The sequence below is a fragment of the Streptomyces populi genome, assembly GCF_002911015.1.
GTDB lineage: Bacteria > Actinomycetota > Actinomycetes > Streptomycetales > Streptomycetaceae > Streptomyces > Streptomyces populi.
Window position 1 is genome coordinate 190,267 of sequence record NZ_KZ626842.1, and the last position, 21,910, is coordinate 212,176.

General features: G+C 70.8%; 19 protein-coding genes. 8 read left to right on the top strand and 11 right to left on the bottom strand.

All coding sequences use genetic code 11. The features are described 5' to 3' along the window. The first annotated feature begins 462 nt into the window (after positions 1 to 462). On the top strand, positions 463 to 825 hold the full coding sequence (locus CW362_RS03060; protein WP_162683947.1) for a hypothetical protein: 363 nt from the start codon (positions 463 to 465) through the stop codon (positions 823 to 825). Positions 826 to 877: 52 nt separating this feature from the next. Here the strand turns inward: CW362_RS03060 and CW362_RS03065 are convergent, their stop codons facing one another. Then, entirely contained in the window at positions 878 to 1,636 is a 759-nt protein-coding gene (locus tag CW362_RS03065; RefSeq protein ID WP_103547752.1) for a helix-turn-helix domain-containing protein, read from the bottom strand. Between the two features lie 160 nt (positions 1,637 to 1,796). Here CW362_RS03065 and CW362_RS03070 point away from each other — a divergent pair, with 160 nt between their 5' ends. From CW362_RS03070 to CW362_RS03080, 3 genes are all read left to right on the top strand, one after another. Further along, positions 1,797 to 2,801: a TauD/TfdA family dioxygenase gene (locus CW362_RS03070; protein ID WP_103547753.1), complete on the top strand. Its 1,005-nt coding sequence runs from the start codon at positions 1,797 to 1,799 to the stop codon at positions 2,799 to 2,801. Between the two features lie 61 nt (positions 2,802 to 2,862). Next, a complete protein-coding gene (locus CW362_RS03075; RefSeq protein WP_103547754.1) occupies positions 2,863 to 3,633 on the top strand; it encodes a TSUP family transporter in 771 nt (256 codons plus the stop codon). A 4-nt stretch (positions 3,634 to 3,637) separates the two neighbouring features. Beyond that, positions 3,638 to 4,618 carry an aspartyl/asparaginyl beta-hydroxylase domain-containing protein gene (locus CW362_RS03080; RefSeq protein WP_103547755.1) on the top strand — a complete coding sequence of 327 codons (981 nt, stop codon included), beginning with the start codon at positions 3,638 to 3,640 and terminating at the stop codon, positions 4,616 to 4,618. Here CW362_RS03080 and CW362_RS03085 read toward each other — a convergent pair. The 4 genes from CW362_RS03085 to CW362_RS03105 all read right to left on the bottom strand — a co-directional run bounded on the left by CW362_RS03085 (position 4,582) and on the right by CW362_RS03105 (position 11,277). Then, the gene (locus CW362_RS03085) at positions 4,582 to 7,611 is read right to left on the bottom strand and encodes an AfsR/SARP family transcriptional regulator (protein ID WP_103547756.1); all 3,030 of its coding nucleotides are present in this window, start codon (positions 7,609 to 7,611) and stop codon (positions 4,582 to 4,584) included. The genes CW362_RS03080 and CW362_RS03085 overlap by 37 nt on opposite strands. 599 nt (positions 7,612 to 8,210) lie before the next feature. Then, complete coding sequence (locus CW362_RS03095; protein WP_103547757.1) at positions 8,211 to 9,458, bottom strand: ricin-type beta-trefoil lectin domain protein; 1,248 nt, start codon at positions 9,456 to 9,458, stop codon at positions 8,211 to 8,213. Between the two features lie 149 nt (positions 9,459 to 9,607). Further along, positions 9,608 to 10,063: a VanZ family protein gene (locus CW362_RS03100; protein ID WP_240657625.1), complete on the bottom strand. Its 456-nt coding sequence runs from the start codon at positions 10,061 to 10,063 to the stop codon at positions 9,608 to 9,610. 563 nt (positions 10,064 to 10,626) lie between these two features. After that, positions 10,627 to 11,277 carry a DUF4230 domain-containing protein gene (locus tag CW362_RS03105; protein WP_103547758.1) on the bottom strand — a complete coding sequence of 217 codons (651 nt, stop codon included), beginning with the start codon at positions 11,275 to 11,277 and terminating at the stop codon, positions 10,627 to 10,629. 380 nt (positions 11,278 to 11,657) lie between these two features. Here CW362_RS03105 and CW362_RS03110 point away from each other — a divergent pair, with 380 nt between their 5' ends. Further along, on the top strand, positions 11,658 to 12,611 hold the full coding sequence (locus CW362_RS03110; protein ID WP_103547759.1) for a ribose-phosphate diphosphokinase: 954 nt from the start codon (positions 11,658 to 11,660) through the stop codon (positions 12,609 to 12,611). Between the two features lie 117 nt (positions 12,612 to 12,728). Further along, positions 12,729 to 13,922 carry an elongation factor Tu gene (tuf, locus tag CW362_RS03115; protein WP_103547760.1) on the top strand — a complete coding sequence of 398 codons (1,194 nt, stop codon included), beginning with the start codon at positions 12,729 to 12,731 and terminating at the stop codon, positions 13,920 to 13,922. Positions 13,923 to 13,944: 22 nt separating this feature from the next. On the opposite strand, the gene CW362_RS03120 is transcribed toward tuf, so the two are convergent. Continuing rightward, positions 13,945 to 14,325, bottom strand: a complete 381-nt coding sequence (locus CW362_RS03120) for an anti-sigma factor antagonist (RefSeq protein ID WP_103547761.1) — start codon at positions 14,323 to 14,325, stop codon at positions 13,945 to 13,947. A 246-nt stretch (positions 14,326 to 14,571) separates the two neighbouring features. Continuing rightward, complete coding sequence (locus CW362_RS03125; RefSeq protein ID WP_162683948.1) at positions 14,572 to 15,522, bottom strand: NADP-dependent oxidoreductase; 951 nt, start codon at positions 15,520 to 15,522, stop codon at positions 14,572 to 14,574. Positions 15,523 to 15,593: 71 nt separating this feature from the next. On the opposite strand from CW362_RS03125, the gene CW362_RS03130 reads away from it, so the two are divergent. Together CW362_RS03130 and CW362_RS03135 are read left to right on the top strand one after the other, a co-directional pair. After that, positions 15,594 to 16,574, top strand: a complete 981-nt coding sequence (locus CW362_RS03130) for a GlxA family transcriptional regulator (protein WP_103547763.1) — start codon at positions 15,594 to 15,596, stop codon at positions 16,572 to 16,574. A gap of 69 nt (positions 16,575 to 16,643) precedes the next feature. Then, entirely contained in the window at positions 16,644 to 17,483 is an 840-nt protein-coding gene (locus tag CW362_RS03135) for a hypothetical protein (RefSeq protein WP_103547785.1), read from the top strand. Positions 17,484 to 17,530: 47 nt separating this feature from the next. On the opposite strand, the gene CW362_RS03140 is transcribed toward CW362_RS03135, so the two are convergent. From CW362_RS03140 to CW362_RS03155, 4 genes are all read right to left on the bottom strand, one after another. Continuing rightward, complete coding sequence (locus tag CW362_RS03140) at positions 17,531 to 18,085, bottom strand: TetR/AcrR family transcriptional regulator (RefSeq protein WP_103547764.1); 555 nt, start codon at positions 18,083 to 18,085, stop codon at positions 17,531 to 17,533. After that, positions 18,082 to 18,444 (bottom strand): DUF1304 domain-containing protein, encoded by a 363-nt coding sequence (locus CW362_RS03145; RefSeq protein ID WP_103547765.1) that lies wholly within the window; start codon positions 18,442 to 18,444, stop codon positions 18,082 to 18,084. Before CW362_RS03145 ends, CW362_RS03140 begins: the two co-directional genes overlap by 4 nt. A gap of 113 nt (positions 18,445 to 18,557) precedes the next feature. Then, the gene (locus CW362_RS03150) at positions 18,558 to 20,189 is read right to left on the bottom strand and encodes an amidohydrolase (protein ID WP_103547766.1); all 1,632 of its coding nucleotides are present in this window, start codon (positions 20,187 to 20,189) and stop codon (positions 18,558 to 18,560) included. 33 nt (positions 20,190 to 20,222) lie between these two features. After that, positions 20,223 to 21,716 carry an APC family permease gene (locus CW362_RS03155; protein ID WP_103547767.1) on the bottom strand — a complete coding sequence of 498 codons (1,494 nt, stop codon included), beginning with the start codon at positions 21,714 to 21,716 and terminating at the stop codon, positions 20,223 to 20,225. Between the last annotated feature and the right edge of the window lie 194 nt (positions 21,717 to 21,910).

Here is a 21,910-nt window from a genome sequence, read left to right on the forward strand (position 1 = left end):
CCGTCCAGGACGAGGCCGGGTCCGGGGCCGGTGGCGCGGCCGGGCCGGTTCCTGAACCCGCGGCCTCGAGCCGGAGCCCGAACCCGTGGGCCTGTTGACCACACGGCTCCGGTCCGGCCGTCTTCCGCCGGGTCGTCGAGCGCACCGTCGCCCGGCTGCACGGCTTCCGCGGCCCGCGCGTCCGCTGGGAACGACGCGACCGCATCCACGAGGCCTTCCTCGGCCTCGCATCTGCCTCATCACCCGCGGACACGTCCGACCTCATTTCGCATGACGTCGCCGGAGCGCGCGCGGCGACGGAAGGCGCTGAGGTTTTCCTCGGTGGCGAGCCTGTTCCGACAGGTCAGTTGTTGACCTCTTCCGGCAATTTCGTTGGAACCGTTTTCCTGCTGCGCGTCTAATCGTCTCCAGGGGGGCGGAAGGTCCTCCTTCAAGGATTGCTTTTCGAGGGGGATGGGTCCCGTGCAGGTCACCGCTATGTTCAAGAAGTCCCTTGCCGCGACGGCGGCGGTCGCTGTCATCGGTGGTGTCCCGGTGCTGACGGCCGCGCCGGCCAGTGCGGACCCGAGCTGCATCACCAGCGCGAACGCCACGGTCAACACCGCCAGGCAGAAGGTGACGGTCAAGGTCACCAGCAACCCCTGCGGCCGCCAGGTGCGCGCCTGGGCCGAATGCGTGAACGAGAGCGGTGGTACGTTCCAGAAGACCAGCGGATACATATCCGGTACGGGGAGCGTTACCGCCGACTGTGGATTCGCCTACGTCAACCGCAAGGGGCACGAGGTGAATGTTCCCGGCCAGGGCTGGACCCGATACGTTTACTGAATCCGGTATGAAAGCGCCTCTGCCTGCCGGTGGAGGCGCTTTTGTGTTTCATCTATCCGTGATGGATTCGGGAGTGTCCGGCGAGCCCGGTCGCGGCCGGTCGGACGGCGGCTCCGGAGAGCGCCGTGGCGGCGCGGCGCAGTGAGCCCACGCAGTGTGGGAGCGTGCTGCGGAGAGCCTCTGCCGATGCTGTCACGCTCAGCGCCCCGACGGGCACGCCGAATCTGAGAATCGGGGCCGCGAGCATCCGGGTCCCCGCCACGGGGTCCGTCGACGCGGCCCAACCGCGGGTCCGGATCCCCTGAAGCTCTTCTCGGTCCATGTGGGGAAGGACCAGATGGGCCAGGATCGCGTGTCCCGCGGCATCGGAGTCCAGAGGACGAGTACTGCCCAGCTCCCCGTCGAGCAGGGGCGAATCTCCGGCTTCCGACCGCCGGGCGACACACATCTGCATCGGCACGTCGGTCAGGACCGCCACGTGAAGGCGTGCCGTGTGTCCGGACTCCCGGCTGAGCGCGGCGAGGAACCGCCGGCTCACGCCCGGGACGGGCAGAGCCCGGTGCGCCAGGACGGTCCAGTCGTCCGGCTCTTCGGCGAGCGCGTAGTGCCCGTGACTGGGCTGCCGGATGAATCCGTACCGCAGGCCCGACAGGATGTGGCGCTGGACGGTGGAACGGCTGAGCGCGGTCCGGCCGACGATGGCGCGCAGCGCATGCGGGCCGTCGCCCAGCTCGCGTATCGCCCTGAGTACCTGGAAGGTCCGGTCCGAGACGCGCTCACCCTCCTTGCCCGCGTGACGTGGATCAGACACGGCTACCTCCCCTGGGTCGTGCGTGAAGTGACGTCCGGGAAGCTACGTGATCATTCTGTTCGGCCTTGGCATCACTTCGACAGAGACCTGACACCGAAGCCGCAGGGGTGCTCCGTAGCGTCTGTCGTGCCCGGTCAGGAGATCAGGGACAACGAACTTGATGCAGGAGTCAGTTGTGCACGCGACGACGACCACACGCAGTGGGCATCGGCTGTCGGAGACCGACGCCCGGAAAATATGGACACTCGCCCTGAGCGCGGCGGCTCGCAAGGCGGAGAACGTCTCCGACTTGAGCGACCTGCTGCTCAACATGCCGTCAGAGCTGCGATCCGAGCTGATCGACTTCTCTGCCGGCACCTCCAAGCAGGGTTTCTTCCTCATCCGGGGCCTGCCGGTGGGAGAGCTCCCCGCCACCCCGCTGGAGCACCGTGCCGGTGAGCTCGCCGAGCACGGCTCGGCCGGGCTGCTCACCCTGGTGGCGGACCTGCTGGGCACCTTGGTCGGTTACGAAGACGAGAAGGACGGGACCCTGATCCACGAGGTCCACCCCGTTCCCGGGGAGGAGCACCGCATCGAGAACAGCGGATCCGTGGCCTTCGACTTCCACACCGAGAACGTCCATCACCCGCTGCGTCCCGACTTCTTGGGTCTGCTCTGCCTCCGTCAGGACCACGAAGGGGTCGCGGCCACCCGCGTCGCGTCGGTCCGTGAGGCGTACGCCCTGCTGACCGACGGGCAGCGGGACGTTCTGCGCACCCCCGTGTTCAAGAGTGCCTACCCCACGTCGTTCTCACGCAACATCGCCGGGCCCCGCCCGTCGTCGGGCCTTCACCCCGTGCTGTTCGGCCAGGAGCCGGATCTGTTCATGCGCTTCAACTCCCACACCACGACCAGCGACGACGCCGTGGCCTCCCGCGCTCTGCGGGCCCTGTCGGAAGCGTTGGAGGAGGTGTGCCACGAGGTCGTGCTCGCACCCGGGGACCTGGTCGTCGTGGACAACCACATCGCGGCTCATGGCCGGTCCGCGTTCACTCCGCGCTTCGACGGCACCGACCGGTGGCTGCGCCGGTGCTACTCCCTGCGGTCCACTCCGCGCTGGGCCGAGCGCATGATGCCCCGTCCCCGGGTCCTGCCCGCGCTCATGAAGATCACCGGAGTGCTGTGAGCCCCGTCCTCGGCAACGCAACGTCTTCGATCGGCTGGTCACGCACCACAGGAAGGGCCCGATGGACGCCGTAGGAACAACAGGGCTGCTCGTCGCCGCGACAACCGCCGGCTGGGTGGACGCCGTGGTCGGGGGCGGAGGGCTCGTGCTCATCCCGGCGCTGCTGATGGCCTTTCCGACGCTTCCGCCCTCCACGGCGCTCGGCACGAACAAGCTCACGGCCATCACCGGCACCACCGTGGCGGCCGTCACCTTCGCCCGCCGAACGAAACTGGACCGCTCGGTCGCGCTGCCGGCCGCGGCCCTGGCCGTGCCCTCGGCCGGGTTCGGGGCACTTTCGGCCTCGAGCCTGCCGGCCGACTGGTTCCGTCCGGTGATCATGGCGCTGCTGATCTCCGTGGCCGTGTTCGTCACCCTCCGCCCGAACTTCGGCTCGGTCGTCGAGGACGCGGACGTCGTCAGCAGGCGCCGCCGGCTCATGGTGATGGCGTTCGCCGGTTGCGGGATCGGCTTCTACGACGGGGTCTTCGGTCCCGGCACCGGCACGTTCCTGATCATGACCTTCACCAGTCTGCTGTCGCTCGAGTTCCTCCAGAGTTCGGCGCTCGCCAAGGTCGTCAACGTCGGGACGAACCTGGGCGCGCTCACCGTCTTCGCGGCCCAGGGGCAGGTGCTCTGGCTCCTGGGCGCGGGGATGGCCCTCTGCAACATCGCCGGAGCCACCCTGGGCGCGCGGACCGCCTTGAAACGCGGATCCGGTTTCATCCGCATCGTCCTGCTGGTCGTCGTGACCGGCATGGTCGTGAAGCTCGCGTTCGACCAGTTCCGGTGAAGCCGTGACCCAGCTCCCGAGAATCCACGACCCGCTGGGGAGAGGGCTGCCCAACAGCGCCGAGATCTCCGCCGCGTACGACCCCGACCAACTGCGTGCCGAGATCGGCGGACTCTCGGCGTGGGGCGCCGCGCCGCTGGCTGCCGTCCAGGGCCGCCGCGTCCTCGCCCTCCACAGCCTCGGAGGGGACCCGAACCGCACCGACACCGGAGGACCGAGCCTTCAGAACTACGCGGCGACACCTTGGCTGCGGCGCCTGCCGGCCCTGGGGAAGGTCCTCCGGTCGTTGCCGGCACCACTGCGATCCGTACGCCTCATAGCCCTCTCGCCCGGTGCCCGGTTCACAGGCCTGCAGTCCGCGAAGTGCGGTCCGCCGTGGGGGCTGTGCCGGTTGCACCTGCCCATCGTCAGCAACCACGGCGCGCGGGCCGTCTTCGTCGAGGACAGCCACCGTTGGGCGCCCGGAACCCTGTCGTTCGCCGCTTCCTGGCGCCAGCACGCCCTCGTCAACGACGAGGGTGAGGAGCTGGTCCACCTCGTCATCGACCTCTACCACACCGAGGAACTGACCAAGCTGTTCCCCCAACGCCTCCAGACCAGACTGGCGGCCCCCGCGTCGCTGGAACTGCGCCCGAGGGTCGCGCTCGTCCCGGACGAGGTACGGCGCTACGCGTGCCGCTTCCCGCTCCCCGAATCCTTCGCGAACTGGGAACAGCCGGGGCACTTCCTTCCGCGCAACGCCCTGCGCGACATCGTCACGGCGGAGATCGCGACGAGCGGCGGCACACCCCGGCTCCTCCTGGCCGGCCGGCCCTTCTGCGCCCTGGAGCACCTGGGCCGGGGCGAGTTCCGGATGCGGGGCTGGAGCGACGAACGCACCCTGCAGGTCCAGGCCGACCCCCGCCAGGGGACGACCGTGGTGATCTGCGCCCGGGACGGCTCCAACACCTATTCCACCTGCCTGCCGGCGATGCCGGTCGCCTGACCGATGTCGGGCGACCGGCCGGCCAGATCCGCAAGGGCCGCGGTGAAGCGCTCCCTCCGGGAAGCGGCACCCATCCGACGGCACAACTCCTCACCCTCGGTCAGCAGGACGAAGGCCTTGGTCCGACGGCCCTCCGCCACGTGCGCGGCCGCGAGGCTCAGCAACACCTCGACCTGTAGCAACGGATCCTGGATGCTGCGCGCGAGATCCAGGGCCTGACCCAGACGCTCCAACGCCCGCGCGATCCTGTGCCGTCGTACGTCGACCGTGCCCTGCCCGAGCAGAGCCGCGCAACGGCCGCTGAGGTCGCCGAGTCGGCTGGTCGCCCGGAGACTGGTCTCGTACGCCGCTGCCGCGCGGTCGAGTTCACCGCGGGCCAGCCGGAGATCCGCCTGGGCGAGGTGGACCTGCGCCGCACTGCGCCCTTCGAACGACTCGGCCATCCGCACCGCGACGCGCAGGGAACCCTCCGCCTCCTCGTCCCTGCCCAGCTCCAAGAGGGTCTGCGACATCCACCGGTGCACTTGTATCTGCGCTTCCAGGTCCGCTGCCTCCCGAAGGATCGGCAGACATTCCCGCCACCGCTCCAGGGCGGTCGTGGTCCGCCCCTGGATGCGGTCCGCGCACGCGGCCTTGCGCAGGGCGAGTGCGTACCCGTGCCGGTCGCCGACCTCGAGGAACAGCTCCCGGGAGCGCTCCAGCAGCGGGAGCGCCCGCTCGTAGAGCCGCCGCGTCAGATCGAGATCGCCCAGCCCCAGCAGCAGGGCGGCCTCTCCCCGCTTGTTGCCCTGCCGCTGTACTGCCGCGAGAGCGACCTCGTGGGTGTGCTGCCAGTCGTCGAAGTGGAAACGTACGCTGAACAGGCATCTCGACGTGGCGGCCATGTCCCAGGCGATCTCGTCCTCGTCGTGCTCCGCGGCCTGGGCGCACAAAGCGGTGATGGTCGACCGGTCCGCCTCGTACCAGTCGAGCGGGTCACCGGCCGCCAGCCGGATCACGTCCTCGGACACGGAGGGCCGCGAGCCGAGACCGTGAACCACGGTGAAGTCCCCGCCGCACACCTCACGGTGCGCCAGATCCGCCAGGGCCAGGGTGGTCGCGGCCACACGCCGCCGGGCCGCCGCCCGCTCGACGCCGGGCTCCGTCTCGGAGAGGCACTCCGAGGCGAACAATCGCACGAGATCGTGCATCCGGTAGCGAGCCCGAGGGCTCCCCACGGGAGTGACGACGTCCACGAGACGAGCGTCCAGCAGCTCCTCCAGAAGGTCCTCCGCCTCCAGGACGGACAGGCTCAGCAGGGGTGCGCAGACCCACTCGGCGAAGTCCGGCGCCGCCAGGAGTGCCAGTCTGCGAAAGAGCCGGCGCGCCTGCGGACTGAGTCCTTGATGGGAGAGTTCGAGGCTGCTTCGTACCTCCAGTCCTTCGTGCGCGAGCTCGTCGAGCCGACGTCGCTCGTCCACGAGCCGGGAGGCGGCCCTGCGCAGAGACCAATGTGGCTTGGAGGCCAGCTTCGCCCCGACGATCCGCACGGCCAGCGGCAGGCGGCCGCAGTACTCGACGAGCTCGCGAGCCACGTCGGGCTCCGCCTCGACACGCTCCTTCCCGGCCAGTTGGCAGAGCAGCATGTGGGCCTGATCCCGGCCCAGCACGCCGAGCTCGAGCACGTGCGCGTTCGGCACGGTCGTGAGCCGGGTCCTGCTGGTGACGAGTACGCCGCACGTGTCCGTTCCGGGGAGCAGCGGCCTGATCTGCCGGGCGTCGCCGGCGTTGTCCAGGACCAGCAGCATCCGCCGGCCCGCGACCAGGCTGCGGAAGAGGGCCGCGCGTTCGTCCAGGGAATCGGGTATCGCCGCGCCCGACAGCCCGAGCTCCCGCAGGAAGCGGGCCAGGGCCTCCTCGGCCGGCACCGGATCACTGTCCATGCCGCGGAGGTTGACGTACAGCTGCCCGTCGTTGAACGTCCGGCGCAGCTGATGTGCCGTGTGGACGGCGAGAACGGTCTTCCCCGTGCCTCCCGGACCCACGATCACCGCGACCGGAACGGTTCCGCTTCCGGGCGCGATCGCCGACCGCAGGGTGTCGATCTCTTCCCTGCGGCCCACGAACTCGGCCAGATCGCCCGGAAGCTGGCAGGGTGGACCGTACGGATCGGTGAAAGAACCGGCATGCGGCACCAGGGTCCGCTCGCGCGAGATCCTCTTCGCGGCAGGAGTGTCCGCAGTTCCCCGCAGCATGGTCTTGTGCATCCGCTGCAAGTCCTCGCCCGGTGAAACACCCAGCTCCTCACGCAGCAGTTCTGCCGTGGCCCGGTACATCTGGAGCGCGTCGGCCTGTCGGCCGGACCGGAAGAGCGCCAGCATGAGCTGCGCGCGCGGCCGTTCGAGAAGCGGATGCTGCTCGACGAACACCGACAGCTCCGTGACCACGTCCTCGTCGAGCCCCAGACCGAGCTGGACATCGGAGCAGTGCTCGCGCAGGGCGATGTACTCCTCCTCCAGCCGACGGATCTCAGGCTGCCAGGCACGGCAGTCCATCCCGGAGAGAACCCCGCCGCGCCACAGCCCCAACGCCGACTTCAGCTGGGACAGGGCCCGTCTGGGATCGTCCGCTCGGCTGGACGCGCGCGCCTCTTCCTGCAGCTCACGGAAGACCGTCGCGTCGATGCGCACCCCGGCCCCCACCATCAGCTGGTAGCCCGGCCGCCGGGTGACGAGGAGTTCCGGTGACACTCCACCCTGCCTGAACGTACGGCGCAGCATGGAGATGCAGGCGGCTACCTGATTGGCTGGATCCGCCGGGAGATCGTCCTCCCAGAGGCTTTCCGCCAGGTGCCGGGTGGAGACCGTCCTTCCGGGACTCAGCAGGAGCGTTCCGAGGACCGTCCTGAGCCGTGGCGCGGATATGTCCAGCAGCTGCCCGTCGACTCGGATCTCAAGCGGCCCGAGAAGGCCTAACTCCAGCAGGCTGTCCCCCGATGACCCCGTAGACAGCACATCGCCCCCCAGCGAATCGTATGCAGGTGTAATGATCGATCAAACGAATATCACGCCATCGGTGGGTTCACCACACTTTGTGATCTTGACATCACATCCATGACCTGGGGAATTGGCCGTATCCGGCCATGCGCGCGGGGCCGGAGGCCGAGGACCTCCCGTCGATCGGGACCGCCGAGAGGAAGAGTTCCTGCCGCACCCTCTTCGCTCCATCGGCGTGAACCGGGTACGGAGGCCGTCACCTCTCCGCCGATCGCGGACGGGGATCCGTGACGGCTGCGGACGCGAGCTCTCTCCGTGCCGGAAGGACGACGGCAAGGACGGCTGTACGGCCCGCAACGACGTGCCGACCGCCGAGGCGGGCCCCGACGGTCGGCACGAACTGCACCCTCACCGAGGGTGTCCGGCACTCGTATGACGACGACGCCCTTGTCCGGGGCCGGCCGGGACGGACGGCGAGCACCTCTTGGACGCCATTTCGGCCGGCGTGGTCTTGCGGCGGTCCGGGGCGATGACTGCTGCGCTCCTCGGACGGCCGGCGCCGGAAGACTTGGGGGAGTTGTTCCGGCGGGTGGTGCCTCCGGCGCCGGAGAGGTCCGTCAGCCCACCGTCCACTTCTGGTTGCCGCCGCCGGTGCACGTCCAGATCTGCAGGCGGGTGCCGTTGGCCGCGTTGTTGCCCGTGACGTCCAGGCATTTGTTCGCCTGCGGATTCACGATGTCGTGCGCCGCGGTGACCGTCCACTTCTGGTTGGGTCCGCCGGTGCAGTCCCACAGCTGGACCGTCGAGCCGTCCGCCGTGCCGTTGCCCGTGACGTCCAGGCACTTGCCGAGCGCGCGGATCGTGCCGTCGGCGGACACCGTCCACTGCTGGGCGCCCGTGCCGTTGCAGTCGTAGAGCTGTACGGGCGTCCCGTTGGCCGAGTTGGCGGCAGCCACGTCCACGCACTTGCCCGCGAGGCCCTTGATCGGACCGCCGGTGCCTCCCGGGCCGTCGCCCGTCGTCACCTTCACCTCGTCGACGACGAGCTGCTGCGGGAACGAGGTGGAGCCGTCCGGGTCGCCGGGCCAGTAACCGCCGACCGCGAGGTTCAGGATCAGGAAGAACGGCTTGTCGAACACCCAGGTCCTCCCGCCCAGGTCGGCGGGTGTGCGCCGCTGGTAGACGGTGCCGTCCACCGACCAGGTGATCGAGTTCGGCGCCCGGTCGACCGCGAAGGTGTGGAAGGCGTCCGCGAAGGCCTGGCCGTTCGGGAGGGAGTAGCCGGCGCCGATGCCGGCGGAGCCGGAGTACCCGGGGCCGTGGATCGTGCCGTGCACGGTGGAGGGCTCGAAGCCGACGTTCTCCATGACGTCGATCTCGCCGGAGTTCGGCCAGCCGACCTGTCCGATGTCGCTGCCCAGCATCCAGAACGCCGGCCACATGCCCTGCCCGCGCGGGATCTTCATCCGGGCCTCGACGTGACCGTACGCCGTGGTGAACTTCCCGGAGGTGTTCATCCGGGCCGAGGTGTACTGGCACGTGCCGTACCAGCACTGGTAGTTGGCCGGATTCTCCCGGCGGGCCGTGATCACCAGATGGCCCTGCCCGTCCAGCGCCGCGTTCTTGTTGCCCGACGTGTAGTACTGCCGCTCATGGTTGTTGACGTTGTCGCCGGTCTCCAGCTGCCACTTGGAGGAGTCGACGGCCGAACCGGCGGGACCGTCGAAGGTGTCCTGGAACGTCACCGCCGCGGTGGCCGCCGCCGGACCCGCGTGGGCGGGAGCGGTGACCGCCGGGGCGGAGGCGACGAGCGCGGCGGACAGCGCGGCGAACAGACATCTGCGGAGCAGGCGCGAAGAAGCCATGACTCTCGTTTCCGTACGGCCGCCCCGTCCCGGGGCGGCCGACTGAGGTGGGGGTTCACGGTGGGGGGTCCATGCTTCGCCTCTTGATTTAAGGAGTGAACTAATGGGGTGTCAATACTCTGGTACGGACCAGCGGTCGAGACGCGGAATCAGGCGCGAAGACGTTTCTTGGGGTGCACGGCACGGCCGAGCCGCCGTCCCAGCAGCAGGTAACCCACCAGCGCGCCGGCCGTGTTGAGGATGACGTCGTCGATGTCGAAGGAACGTCCGGTGATGAGGGCTCCCTGGACGAGTTCGACCAGGAACATGACCACCGCGGTGAGCGCGAGGACGCGCAGGATCCCGCGGGTCTTCGGGAACACCACCGGCAGCAGCACACCGAAGGGGACCCCGAGCAGCAGGTTGCCGCCGATCTGCTTGACGGCGTCGCGCAGTTCGGGCTGGTCGAGATAGGCCCGCAGGGAGGCCCCGGGGTGAAGATTGTTGTGGATCAGCTCCGTGGACGCGGGCGAGGGCTCCAGCGTCAGCCGGGCCAGCACGACCGCGAACGCCACCATGGCCGCGAACGCGACCAGCATGGCCAGCACCCGGAAGGGCAGCGCCAGGGCTCCGGTCTCCCGTGCCGGTTCCCGCTCCGTCGTCCGTCCCGGCGTCCCGCGGCCGAAGAGCGACCGCGGCCTCCCCGGCCTGCTCCGCTCCGCCTTCGGCTCCGACCTGTTCCGCGCGGTCGTGTCCCGCCCGGCCTTCGACCCCGTCGTGCCCCGCTCGGCCTTCCCTCGGTCCGGTCCCGGCTTCGGTGCCGGTTTCCGGCCGGCCTTCGCGGCACGAGCGCGCAACGCGGTGCGGACCATGAGACCCTCCCCTTTTCAACTGCCCTCTGGTGCAGCCCGCTTACCCCCGGCGGGGCCGAGAATGCCCGGTGTTCCGGCGCGGGAGAAGACTTTGCGACACGGCGGAGGGGCGTGCGGCGCGGGGCCGGCCGGGACCGGTGGCCGGTACGGGACACCTCCGGAGCGATCCGCTCCGGAGGTGTCCCGTACCGGTGGGGAGAAGGGGCCGGACCCGTCTCCAGGCGTCCTCCGCCTCCGCGGCGGCCGCCGACCGGGTGCGGCCGGGGGCGCCGGGTGCGGCCGTGGGCTCGCCCCGGCGCCGACGGCACCGCCCGGACTCAGGCGCCGTAGGTGACCGTCACCTCCGTGAAGCCGAGGGAGCGCAGCAGGCCCTGGAGCATGGCGGTGGTGTTCTCCTCGGCCCGCGCGGTGAGCCGGCTGTCCTGCGCGGCCTTGCCGATGTGCTTGGCCGCGAGCCGCTGCACGGCCCGCTCGTCGTTCGGGTTGTCCGAGAAGACGTCACCGATCCGGTCGAGGAGACCGCGCTGCTTGGACACGGCGTAGGAGTGGTCGGGGTCGAGGGCGGGTTTGCCCAGTGCCGCGTGCGGCAGACGGAGCGTGGCCGACGTGCGGTCGTCGTCGACCGTCACGTCCTTCTGGCCGATGCGTCCGAGATCGACGTAGGCGTCGACGGTGCCGGCTCCCACGTACAGCGTGCGGGTGCCGCGGATCGCGTCGGGCAGGTACTTCGCGTCCTTCTCCAGGTCCACGACCACCTGGAAGTTGCCCGACGCGGCGTCGTAACGACTCATGTCCTGGATGGACTTGAGCAGTGCGGGGCCCGAGTTGTCGTGCGTCTCCGTGCCGAACACGTCGCGCAGCCCCGGCAGCACGGCCAGCCGCAGCCCGGCGAAGAGCACCACGAGCACCAGCACGAAGGCGGAGACGACCTTCGCCCAGCCGGGCATGCGTTTGATGGACGTCGTCATGTCGACGGTCCTCCTTTCGACTGTCCGTGTACCCCCCAAGTCCCTTGACAGGCCGCCGGTTCGGCGCGCCGGCTCCGACGCCGGGAGCCCGCGGCGCCGGCCCTTCCCGTGACCGGGGCCAGGTCCGGGGCCGGAGCCCCGGGGCGCCCGGCCCGGCCGTCGTGCCCGGTGTGCCGGGGGCCGCGCCCTCGGGGCGGGGCGGTCCGGTACGGTCCGTCGCCTGGTGTTCGCGGAGCCGGCCCGGCACCCCGCGAGCGGATCCGCAACCGGAAATCTCCCGGTCGAAGGCCCGAAGGGTGCCCAGTAGCATGAGGTGCGCGCTCCGGGCCGATCTTGTGCCCGGTGGAAGCGGATCCGGTTCGATCATGCGAGGAGCGGACGTGCGTGACATCGCCGTGTTCAGCGGTAGTGCCCATCCCGAGCTCGCGGCCGAGCTCTGCGCGCACCTCGGTGTGCCGCTCAGCCCGACCCGTGTCAGCCGGTTCGCCAACGACTGTCTGGAGGTCCAGCTCCAGGCCAACTGCCGCGAACGTGATGTCTTCCTGGTGCAGCCGCTCGTCACTCCGGTGCAGGAACACCTGGTCGAACTGTTGATGATGTGCGACGCGGCGCGCGGTGCCTCCGCCGGACGGATCACCGTGGTCATGCCGCATTATTCGTACGCACGCTCGGACAAGAAGGACATGCCGCGGATCTCCCTGGGCGGTCGGCTCGTGGCGGACCTCCTGGTGGCGGCCGGCGCGAGCCGGGTCCTGGCGATGACCCTGCACTCCCCGCAGGTGCACGGCTTCTTCTCGGTGCCCGTCGACCACCTGCACGCCCTGCGGGAGCTGGCCGCGCACTTCCGGGCCAACGACCTGACGCGTACGACGGTGGTCTCGCCCGACCTCGGCAACGCCAAGGAGGCCGCCGCGTTCGCGCGGCTGATCGGCGCCCAGGTCGCCGCCGGCGCCAAGCAGCGGTTCGCCGACGACCGGGTGAGCATCAACTCGGTCATCGGCGAGATCTCCGGGCGCGATGTCATCGTGCTCGACGACGAGATAGCCAAGGGCAGCACGGTCCTCGAACTCCTGGACCGGTTGCGCGAGTTGGGGCCGAGGTCGATCCGGGTCGCCTGCACCCACGGTCTGTTCGCGGCGGGCGCGCTCAAACGGCTCGGCGAACAGCCCGACGTACTGGAGATCGTCTGCACGAACACCGTGCCGGTCCCGGACGAGGAGTACACCGAGAAGCTGACCGTCCTGTCCATCGCCCCGGCGCTCGCCGAGGCGGTGCGGCGCATTCACAACGGTGAGTCCGTCAGCGCCCTGTTCGACGCGCCCCGGAGCCAATAGACAGGAGGGAGCGGAACTTCCCTCCCCGTCGCCCGGTCACCAGGAGCGGCCGCCGTGCCCGGCCGGGAAGCCGCGGAGCAACGCTCGGCGTCACCCAGGTGATCAGGAGGGCTCGCAGTGGCCAAGGCGAAATTCGAGCGGACCAAGCCGCATGTGAACATCGGCACCATCGGGCACATCGACCACGGCAAGACGACGCTGACGGCGGCCGTCACCAAGGTGCTGCACGACCGCTTCCCCGATCTGAACCCGTTCACCCCGTTCGACCAGATCGACAAGGCGCCCGAGGAGCGGCAGCGCGGAATCACGATCTCCATCGCCCACGTCGAGTACCAGACGGAGAACCGGCACTACGCGCACGTGGACTGCCCCGGGCACGCGGACTACATCAAGAACATGATCACCGGGGCCGCGCAGATGGACGGCGCGATCCTCGTCGTCGCGGCGACCGACGGCCCGATGCCGCAGACGAAGGAGCACGTCCTGCTGGCGCGGCAGGTCGGTGTCCCGTACATCGTGGTGGCGCTCAACAAGACCGACATGGTGGACGACGAGGAGATCCTGGAACTCGTCGAACTCGAAGTGCGCGAACTGCTCACCGAGTACGAGTTCCCCGGTGACGACGTCCCGGTCGTCCGGGTCTCCGCGCTGAAGGCGCTGGAGGGCGACCCGGAGTGGAGCGCGACGGTCCTCGAACTCCTCGCGGCCGTCGACGCGTTCGTGCCGGAGCCGGTGCGTGACGTGGACCGGCCCTTCCTGCTGCCGATCGAGGACGTCTTCACCATCACGGGCCGGGGCACGGTCGTCACCGGAAGGATCGAACGCGGGGTCCTGAAGGTGAACAGCGAGGTCGAGATCATCGGCATCCACGAGCGGAAGACCCGGACCACCGTCACCGGCGTCGAGATGTTCCGCAAGCTCCTCGACGAGGGCCGGGCGGGCGAGAACGTCGGACTGCTGCTGCGCGGGGTGAAGCGCGAGGACGTCGAGCGGGGGCAGGTCGTCATCAAGCCGGGGTCGGTGACCCCGCACACCCGGTTCGAGGCGCGTGCCTACATCCTCTCCAAGGACGAGGGCGGCCGGCACACGCCCTTCTTCGACAACTACCGCCCGCAGTTCTACTTCCGCACGACGGACGTGACCGGAGTCGTGACCCTGCCCCGGGGGACGGAGATGGTCATGCCGGGTGACAACACCACCATGGAGGTGCAGCTGATCCAGCCGATCGCGATGGAGGAAGGGCTGAAGTTCGCCATCCGTGAGGGCGGCCGGACGGTCGGTGCCGGACAGGTCACGAGGATCCGGGAGTAGAGCGCGGGCCCCCGGGGGCCGCTCAGGGCAGGTCCTGGGCGGCCCCCGGGCGGCTCAGTGCCTCCTCCGGCGAGGCCGAGGGCGGCAGGACCCGTGAGAGCCCGGTCAGCCGGAACATGCGGAGCGTCAGCGGATGGGTGCAGACCAGGTGCAGCCGGCCGCCCCGGTCGAGGACGCGGCGCCTGGCGCGGTACAGCAGCCGCAGGCCCGAGCAGTCGAAGAACTCGACGCGCCGCAGGTCGATCAGGACCCGCGGCGCGGGGCCCGAGGTCACCGCGTCCAGGAGCGGGCCGATCTCCGTCGCGGTGAGCAGGTCGATCTCCCCGTGCAGCTCCAGCACCACATGACCGTGGTCGTGGCGGATCCGCAGCTGCCTGGCGCACGGCGCGAAGTCGCTCGCCACGCGGACATCACCTCCAGCCGGCTGTCGGCCCGCTCTCGACGGCGGGATGGCAGGCTCACCGGAGGCCGGGGCGACGACACGTCAAGCGATCACTGGAGACGACCCGGACGCCGGTTCGATGCAAAACCGTTTCCTGCTCGGCAAGTTACCCTCGTTGAGGTGAATTCCAGCATGTTCGATTGACATATGTCTTCGCTATGTGTGGCGAGTTGGCCGATTGTGCGCGGCCGGACGGCCTCCCCGTCGTCAGTCGACCACCAGCACGAGCTTCCCCGTGGTCCGGCCCGTGTCGCCCAGGGCGTGCGCCTTGGCGGCGTCGGCCAGCGGGAAGGTCTCGGCGACCGTGGCGCGCAGCGCGCCCTTCTCGACGAGGTCGGCGACCGCCCTCATGCCCGTCCGGTCGGCGTCGACGAGCATCCGCACCGCTCGGACCCCGAGCCGCTCGGCCTCCTCGTAGAACTCGTCGGACCCGACCGGCAGGATCGAGACGACCACGCCGCCCGGGCGCAGCACGCGCAGCGAGCGCAGTCCCGTCTCGCCGCCGATCGTGTCCAGGACGACATCGACGTCACGTACGGCCTCGGCGAAGTCGACGGAGGTGTAGTCGACCGGCTCGTCCACGCCGATGGACCGCAGGAAGTCGTGCTTGCCCGCGCTCGCGGTGCCGATCACGTGCGCGCCGAGGGACTTCGCGATCTGCACGGCCACGTGGCCGACGCCGCCGGCCGCCGCGTGGATCAGTACCCGCTGTCCCGGCCGCACGTCGGCCCGCTCGGTCAGCGCCTGCCAGGCGGTCAGGGAGACCAGGGGGAGGGCCGCGGCCTGCGTGTGGTCGATCACCGACGGCTTGTGGGTGAAGGCGCGGGCCGGACCGGTCACGTACTCGGCGTGCGAGCCGTGGCCGAAGGGGTAGGGCAGCATGCCGAAGACCTCGTCCCCGGGCTTGAAGGCGGCGACGCCGATCCCGGTCGCCTCGACCACGCCGGAGACGTCCCAGCCGAGGACGAAGGGGGGTTCTCCGAGGAAGCCGCCGTTCTCGCGGTGCTTCCAGTCGGTCGGGTTGACGCCCGCGGCCCGTACCCGGACCAGGATCTCGTTGGGTCGCGGCGAGGGCCGCTCCAGGGTCACTTCCTCAAGAACCTCGGGACCGCCGAGGACGGTCTGGCTGATGGCTCGCATCGTGTTCACAGTGCTCATGGTGAACCAGCCTGCCCGGAGGCGGCCCGGCGGAAAATGGCAGAATTGCCAACCTTCGATAAGATCGTGCCATGGAGCAGAGGCAGGAACAGAGGCAGGAGCGGGTGGAACGGGTGGAGCGGGTCGTGGTCCTGGCGCTCGACGGCGTCTACCCCTTCGAGCTGGGCATGCCCAGCCGGATCCTCGGCGCGGCGGACGGCCGCTACGAGGTGGTGACCTGCACCGTCGACGGAGGACCGGTCGCCACCGCCGCCGACTTCTCCGTCACCGTCGACCACGGTCCCGAGGCCCTGCGCACGGCGGACACGGTGGTGATCGCGGCCGTCACCCCGTCCCGCATCGCCGCCTCCCTCACCGACGAGACGGCCGCCGCCCTCGCGCTCGTCCGCCCCGGCACCCGTGTCGTCTCCATCTGCACGGGCGCGTTCGTGCTGGCCGCCGCGGGTCTGCTGGACGGCCGGCGGGCGACCACGCACTGGTGCGTGACCGACGAGTTCCGGCGCATGTTCCCGCGGGTCGATCTGGACCCGGACGTCCTGTTCGTCGACGACGGCGACATCCTGACCTCGGCCGGAGCCGCGTCCGGCATCGACATCTGCCTGCACCTCGTCCGCCGCGACCACGGCAGCGAACTGGCCAACAAGGTGGCCCGGCGCTGTGTGGTCCCGCCGCTGCGCGAGGGCGGTCAGGCCCAGTTCATCGAGCAGCCCGTCCCGGAACCCTCGACGGCGAGCACCGCCGCCACCCGCGACTGGGCGCTGGCGCGTCTCGGCGACCCGCTGACCCTGACCGATCTCGCCGCCCACGCGGGAATGAGCCTGCGCACCTTCGCCCGCCGCTTCAACGACGAGGTGGGGCTCAGTCCCGGCCGCTGGCTCATCCAGCAGCGGGTCTCCCGGGCCCGCCATCTGCTGGAGGCCAGCGACCTGCCGGTGGACAGGATCGCGGGCGAGGTCGGCTTCGCGACGGGCGCCTCGCTGCGCCAGCACCTGCACGCGACGATCGGCGTCTCGCCGCAGGTGTACCGGCGCACGTTCCAGGCCACGCGCTGACCACCGAACGATCCTCCGCACCCGTGCGTCACAGGAGGGCGGACGGAAGCCGGAGGAACAGGGGTGGGCATGCGCAAGGGGATCGTGGCCGCGGTGGCGCTGGTGGGGTTCGCGGCGGTGGGGTGCGGCGGGGACGGGCACGACGGCCTGGTGGTGACCGGCACCGTGCCCGCCACCCCGTACGCCGGAGCGCTGGACCTTCCGTACGAGACGGGGGGCGACGGGGACGCGCAGGAGAGTTCGGGCGCGGCGGGCCGGGCGCTGGAGTGCGACGGCGCGATCCGCGCGGGCGACGCCGGTGACTCGTGGAGCAGGGGTGACGGCGGTTCGACGCCCGAGGAGGGGCTGGAGGCGTACTTCGACATCTACCAGCCCGAACTGCCGGAGCGGGGCTACCGGGTGGAGCGCACCCAAGGGGACCGCGTCCTGTTCTCGTACGACGTCGGCGGCCGCACCAAGGTCGCCGTGGTCGTCGCCAGGGACCAGCCGCGGCGCCCGGGCTGGGGTCCGGAGACCAGCGCGTCCTGCGACCCGTCCGAGTTCCCGGCGAGCTGGACGAAGGCGCACGGGTACGAGATCTGGACGGACCGGTACGGTCACCGGGTGCCGACCACCTCGGTGACCAGCTCGCCCGGCGCCGAGCACTGCGACTGGCAGAGCGCGCACCTCCTCGACCTTGGCCGCCACGGCCGCCAGTACGCCCGTGATCCGCACGGGGTCCTTCCGCCCGGGAGCCTCTCCGCGGCCTACGACGGAGACGTGCGCATGCCCGCCGGCGCGCGGGACACCGGCTACCGCTACGGCGACTGGCGGCTCTGGCTCACGCCGGACAGGGAGACGGCGTACGTGAAGACCTCCGACGGGGTGGAGGCCTGGCCGGCGACCGCGTCGCGCTTCGGCTGCAAATGAGTCGTCGGCCCGGCCCCGGGCGCGGGAGCATCCGTGCGCCCGGGGTGTCACCTGCTCATGTGCAGGGCGACGAGGAGCTGCCAGACCTCGTCCGCGACGGTGTCCGGGGTGCCCTCCAGCAGACCGTGCAGCCAGTCGCCGAGGACGCCCGCGAAGGTGGCGGCCACCGCGGAGGCGACGAGGGGGGCGTCCGGCGCGCCGGCGAGGGTGCGCTCGGCCAGACTGCGGGCCCGCAGGTCCCGGTGGAGCACGAGCCCCAGCGGGCCGCCGCCGCCCGGGCTCAGCAGGGTCCGGTAGAGACCGGCGTGCGGGACGAGTCCGGTGAAGAAGGCGCGCAGCGCGGGGGGAGCGGACACCGGATCGGGCCGTCCGCGCCAGGCGTGCAGCGCCTCCACGGCCTCCCGTACGACATCGGCGCACGCGTCGACGGCCAGCGCCTCCAGATCGGCGTAGTGCACGTAGAAGGTGGCCCGGCCGACCCCGGCCCGCCGCACCAGCGCGGCGACGCCGGTCTCCTCCAGCGGGTGTTCGGCGCACTCCTCCAGCAGCGCCTGCCGCAGCTTCGCGCGGGTCCGGGCGGCGCGCGGGTCGTCGGGGGTCATCCGGCGAACAGGACGGCGGCCAGGGCGAGCGCTCCCGGCAGCGCCTGCGCGAAGAGGATGCGGCGGTTCGCGGTGACCGATCCGTACACACCCGCGACCACGACGCAGCACAGGAAGAAGACCTGCGCGTCATGCCCGGTCGGGTCCGCCGCGATCAGCCCCCACACCAGGCCCGCGGCCAGGAACCCGTTGTAGAGCCCCTGGTTCGCGGCGAGCGGCGCGGTCGCCCGGGCCATCGGCGCGTCGAACCCGTGGAGCCCCCGCCCCGGCTTCCTCTCCCACAGGAACATCTCCAGCACCAGGATGTACGCGTGCAGCGCGGCCACCAGGCCCACCAGCACGTTCGCGGCCGTCTCCATCGTCGGTGGACTCCGATACGCCTCGGGACTTCATGGACAGGTGCCCATCGATTTCATGGACAGGTGTCCACTATAGCTGGACGGCTGTCCAAGAAGTCCCGAGGCCGGTCCGGTCAGGCGTCCGGTGCCGCGTACATGCGCTCCCCTCCGACGTAGGTGAGCGCGACCCGGGTCTCCTTGATCGCCTCCGGCGGTCCCGCGAAGGGGTCGCGGTCCAGCACGACGAGATCCGCGAGGGCGCCCTCCCGCACGGTCCCGGTGTCGTCGAGGTGGTTCACGTACGCCGATCCCGCGGTGTACGCCGTCAGCGCGGCGGTCAGGCCGACGCGTTCGGCCGGCAGGAACACCGGCCCCCGCTCGTCCGGGCTCACCCGGTTGACCGCGACGTGGATGCCCTGGATCGGGTCCGGGCTGCTGACCGGCCAGTCGCTGCCCGCCGCCAGCCGCGCGCCGGAGCGCAGCAGCGATCCGAACGGGTACTGCCAGGCCGAGCGTTCGGGCCCGAGGAACGGGATGGTCAGCTCGTCCATCTGCGGTTCGTGGGCGGCCCACAGCGGCTGGATGTTCGCCGTGGCGCCGAGCGCCGCGAAGCGGGGGACGTCGTCGGGGTGCACGACCTGGAGGTGCGCCAGATGCGGCCGGGTGTCGCTCGGCCCGTTCGCCTTCCGCGCCGCCTCCACGGCGTCCAGGGCGTGGCGTACGGCGCCGTCGCCCAGCGCGTGGAAGTGGCACTGGAACCCGAGCGCGTCCAACTCGGTCACGTACGCGGGCAGATGCGCCGGATCGATGAAGCTCTTGCCCCGGTTCGACGTGGCACAGCCGCACTTGTCGAGGTAGGGGTCGAGCAGCGCGGCGGTGCCGTTCTCCGCGACCCCGTCCAGCATCAGCTTGACGCTGGTGGCGCGGAACCTGCCGTGCTCCAGCGCGGCCCGCCGCTCGACGAGTTCGGGGATCTGCTCGGCACCGCGCGCCCGGTCCCACCACAGGGCGCCGACCACCCGCGCGGTCAGCGAACCGTCCCGGGCCGCCGCCGTGTACGCCTCGGACGGGTCTTCCATGCCGGCGAAGGTGCCGACGATCGCGTCCTGCCAGGCGGTGATGCCCAGCGCGTGCAGATGGCGCTGGGCGCGCAGCAGCGCGGCGAGCCGGTCCGCGGCGGTGGCCGGGGGAGTGAGCCGGCCGACCGACTGCATGGCCCCTTCCTGCAGCATGCCGGTGGGCTCGCCCGACGCGTCCCGCTCGAAGCGCCCGTCGGCGGGGTCGGGCGTGTCCCGGGTGACACCGGCGAGTTCGAGGGCCCGGCTGTTGGCCCAGGCGCCGTGATGGTCCCGGTTGGGCAGGTACACCGGCCGGTCCGGTACGACCGCGTCCAGGAGTTCCTTGGTCGGCGTACCGCCCGCGAAGGCCTCCATGGACCAGCCGCCGCCGGTGATCCACTCCCGCTCGGGGTGTGCCTCGGCGTACGCGCGGACGGCGGCGACGGTGTCCTCGGCGGTCCGCGCGCCGGTGAGGTCGCACTGGGAGAGTTCCAGGCCCGCCGGCAGCGGGTGGACGTGCGCGTCCTGGAACCCGGGCAGCAGCAGCCGTCCGGCCAGGTCGACGACCTCGGTGCGGGGGCCGGCCAGTTCATGGACCTCGGTGCCGCCGACGGCGGTGATCCGTCCGCCGGTGACGGCCACCGCGGTCGCGGCGCGGCCCTCGGGGGTGAACACCGGGCCGCCGGTGAGGAGAAGGTCAGCGTGCATGGTTCCGTTTCCTTGTCCGGGCGCCGGAGGCGCTCAGTCGGTGATGGCCAGGAGTTCGGGCGCGTCCGCGTCGGTACCCCGTCCGGTGGTGAAGTACGCGGACCCGCGGCCCCACTTGGCCCACGCGCCGGCCACGAAGCCCGAGGCGACCATGACGGTCGGCGTGAGCAGCAGGAACCAGCCGTTGTCCGCGCTGATCTCGAAGTGATCGGCCGAGTCGTAGAAGGACCAGGCGAGGTAGCCGCCCAGGCCGAGCAGCGCCACGGCGCTCAGGGCGGGCAGGACGACCGCGCGTATCCCGTCCCACCGGTTCTCGCGCAGCAGTCCGCGGAACCGGGCCGCCGCCGCGAGCGCGATGAGCGCGTACGACAGCGCCACGACGATCCCGACCGCATTGACCGTCGCCATGATCATGTCGGCCAGGCGGGGGATCACCGGCGAGAGCGTCGCCACCACCACGGCCATCGCGCCGATCAGCAGCGTGCCGGCCGCCGGAGTCCCGTAGCGGGTGCTGACCTTGGACCAGACGGGCCCGAGCGTACGGTCCCGGCTCATCGCGAACATCCCGCGGGCCGTCGGGATCACGCCCGCCTGGAGCGAGGCGACCGCCGAGAACATCAGCGCCACCAGGGGCAGCGCGGCCAGCGGCTGGTCGGCGAGCCGGTTGCCGAGGAAGGCCAGCCCCTCGGCGCCGTGCCCGGCCAGCTCGTCCTCCGACAGCACCCGCTGGAAGGCCACCGAGCCGAGCAGGAACAGCCCCAGCATCGTCACCAGCGTGATGGTCCCGGCGCGCGAGGCGTCCCGCGGATCGCGCACCTCCTCGTTCACGGTGAACGCCGCCTCGAAGCCCCAGTAACAGAAGACCGACAGCAGCAGCCCCTGTGCCAGCGCGGTCGCCGACGGGATCTGGAACGGGTCGAACCAGCTCAGGCTGAAGGGGTGCGGACCGGTCACGATGCCGTACCCGCAGAAGCCCAGCAGGACGACGTACTCGAAGACCAGCAGCCCGGTCTGGAGCCGCGCGGCCGTCTTGACCCCGGTCACCGCCGTGAGGGTGACGGCGACGAGGACCAGCACGCCCACGGCCGTGGTCTGGGCGGTCGAACCCGGATCCAGCGCCAGACCCGCCACCTGGTGCAGGCCCGCCTGCCCGGCGAGCTGGATCATCGCCGAACCGGTCACCGCCGTGGTGTACGCGAGGAAGGCCACCGTGGCCACGATGCTCACCCAGCCGACCAGGAAGCCCAGCCAGGGACTGAGCGAACGGCCCACCCACACGTAGCCGTTGCCCGCGTTCGGCTCGACCTTGTTCAGCCGGGAGAACGCGCCCGCGATCCCGAGGATCGGCACGAAGGCCAGCAGCATGATCGCGGGCAGGTGCAGCCCGACCACCCCCGCCGTCACCCCGAGACCGATCCCGATGCTGGTCGTCGCCGCCGTACTGGAGGCGGCGATGGCGACGCCGTCCAGAACACCGAGCGTCTTGCGCAAGGACGGGGGATCCACACCGTACGACTTCTGCGTCATGGCCTGCTCCGATCGCACCCGGGGCCTGATTCCGGCCCGATGACCGGAAATGAAACTGCCCGGGGCCTTAACAGGTCAACGCTGTTGACATAAGGTGCCCGCACCGGAGGGAGACCGCACCGGAGGGAGCCACCATGACGTCCACGAACGACCGCGTCGTCCCGCCCGCCGCCCGGCGGCGCAGACGCCCCACC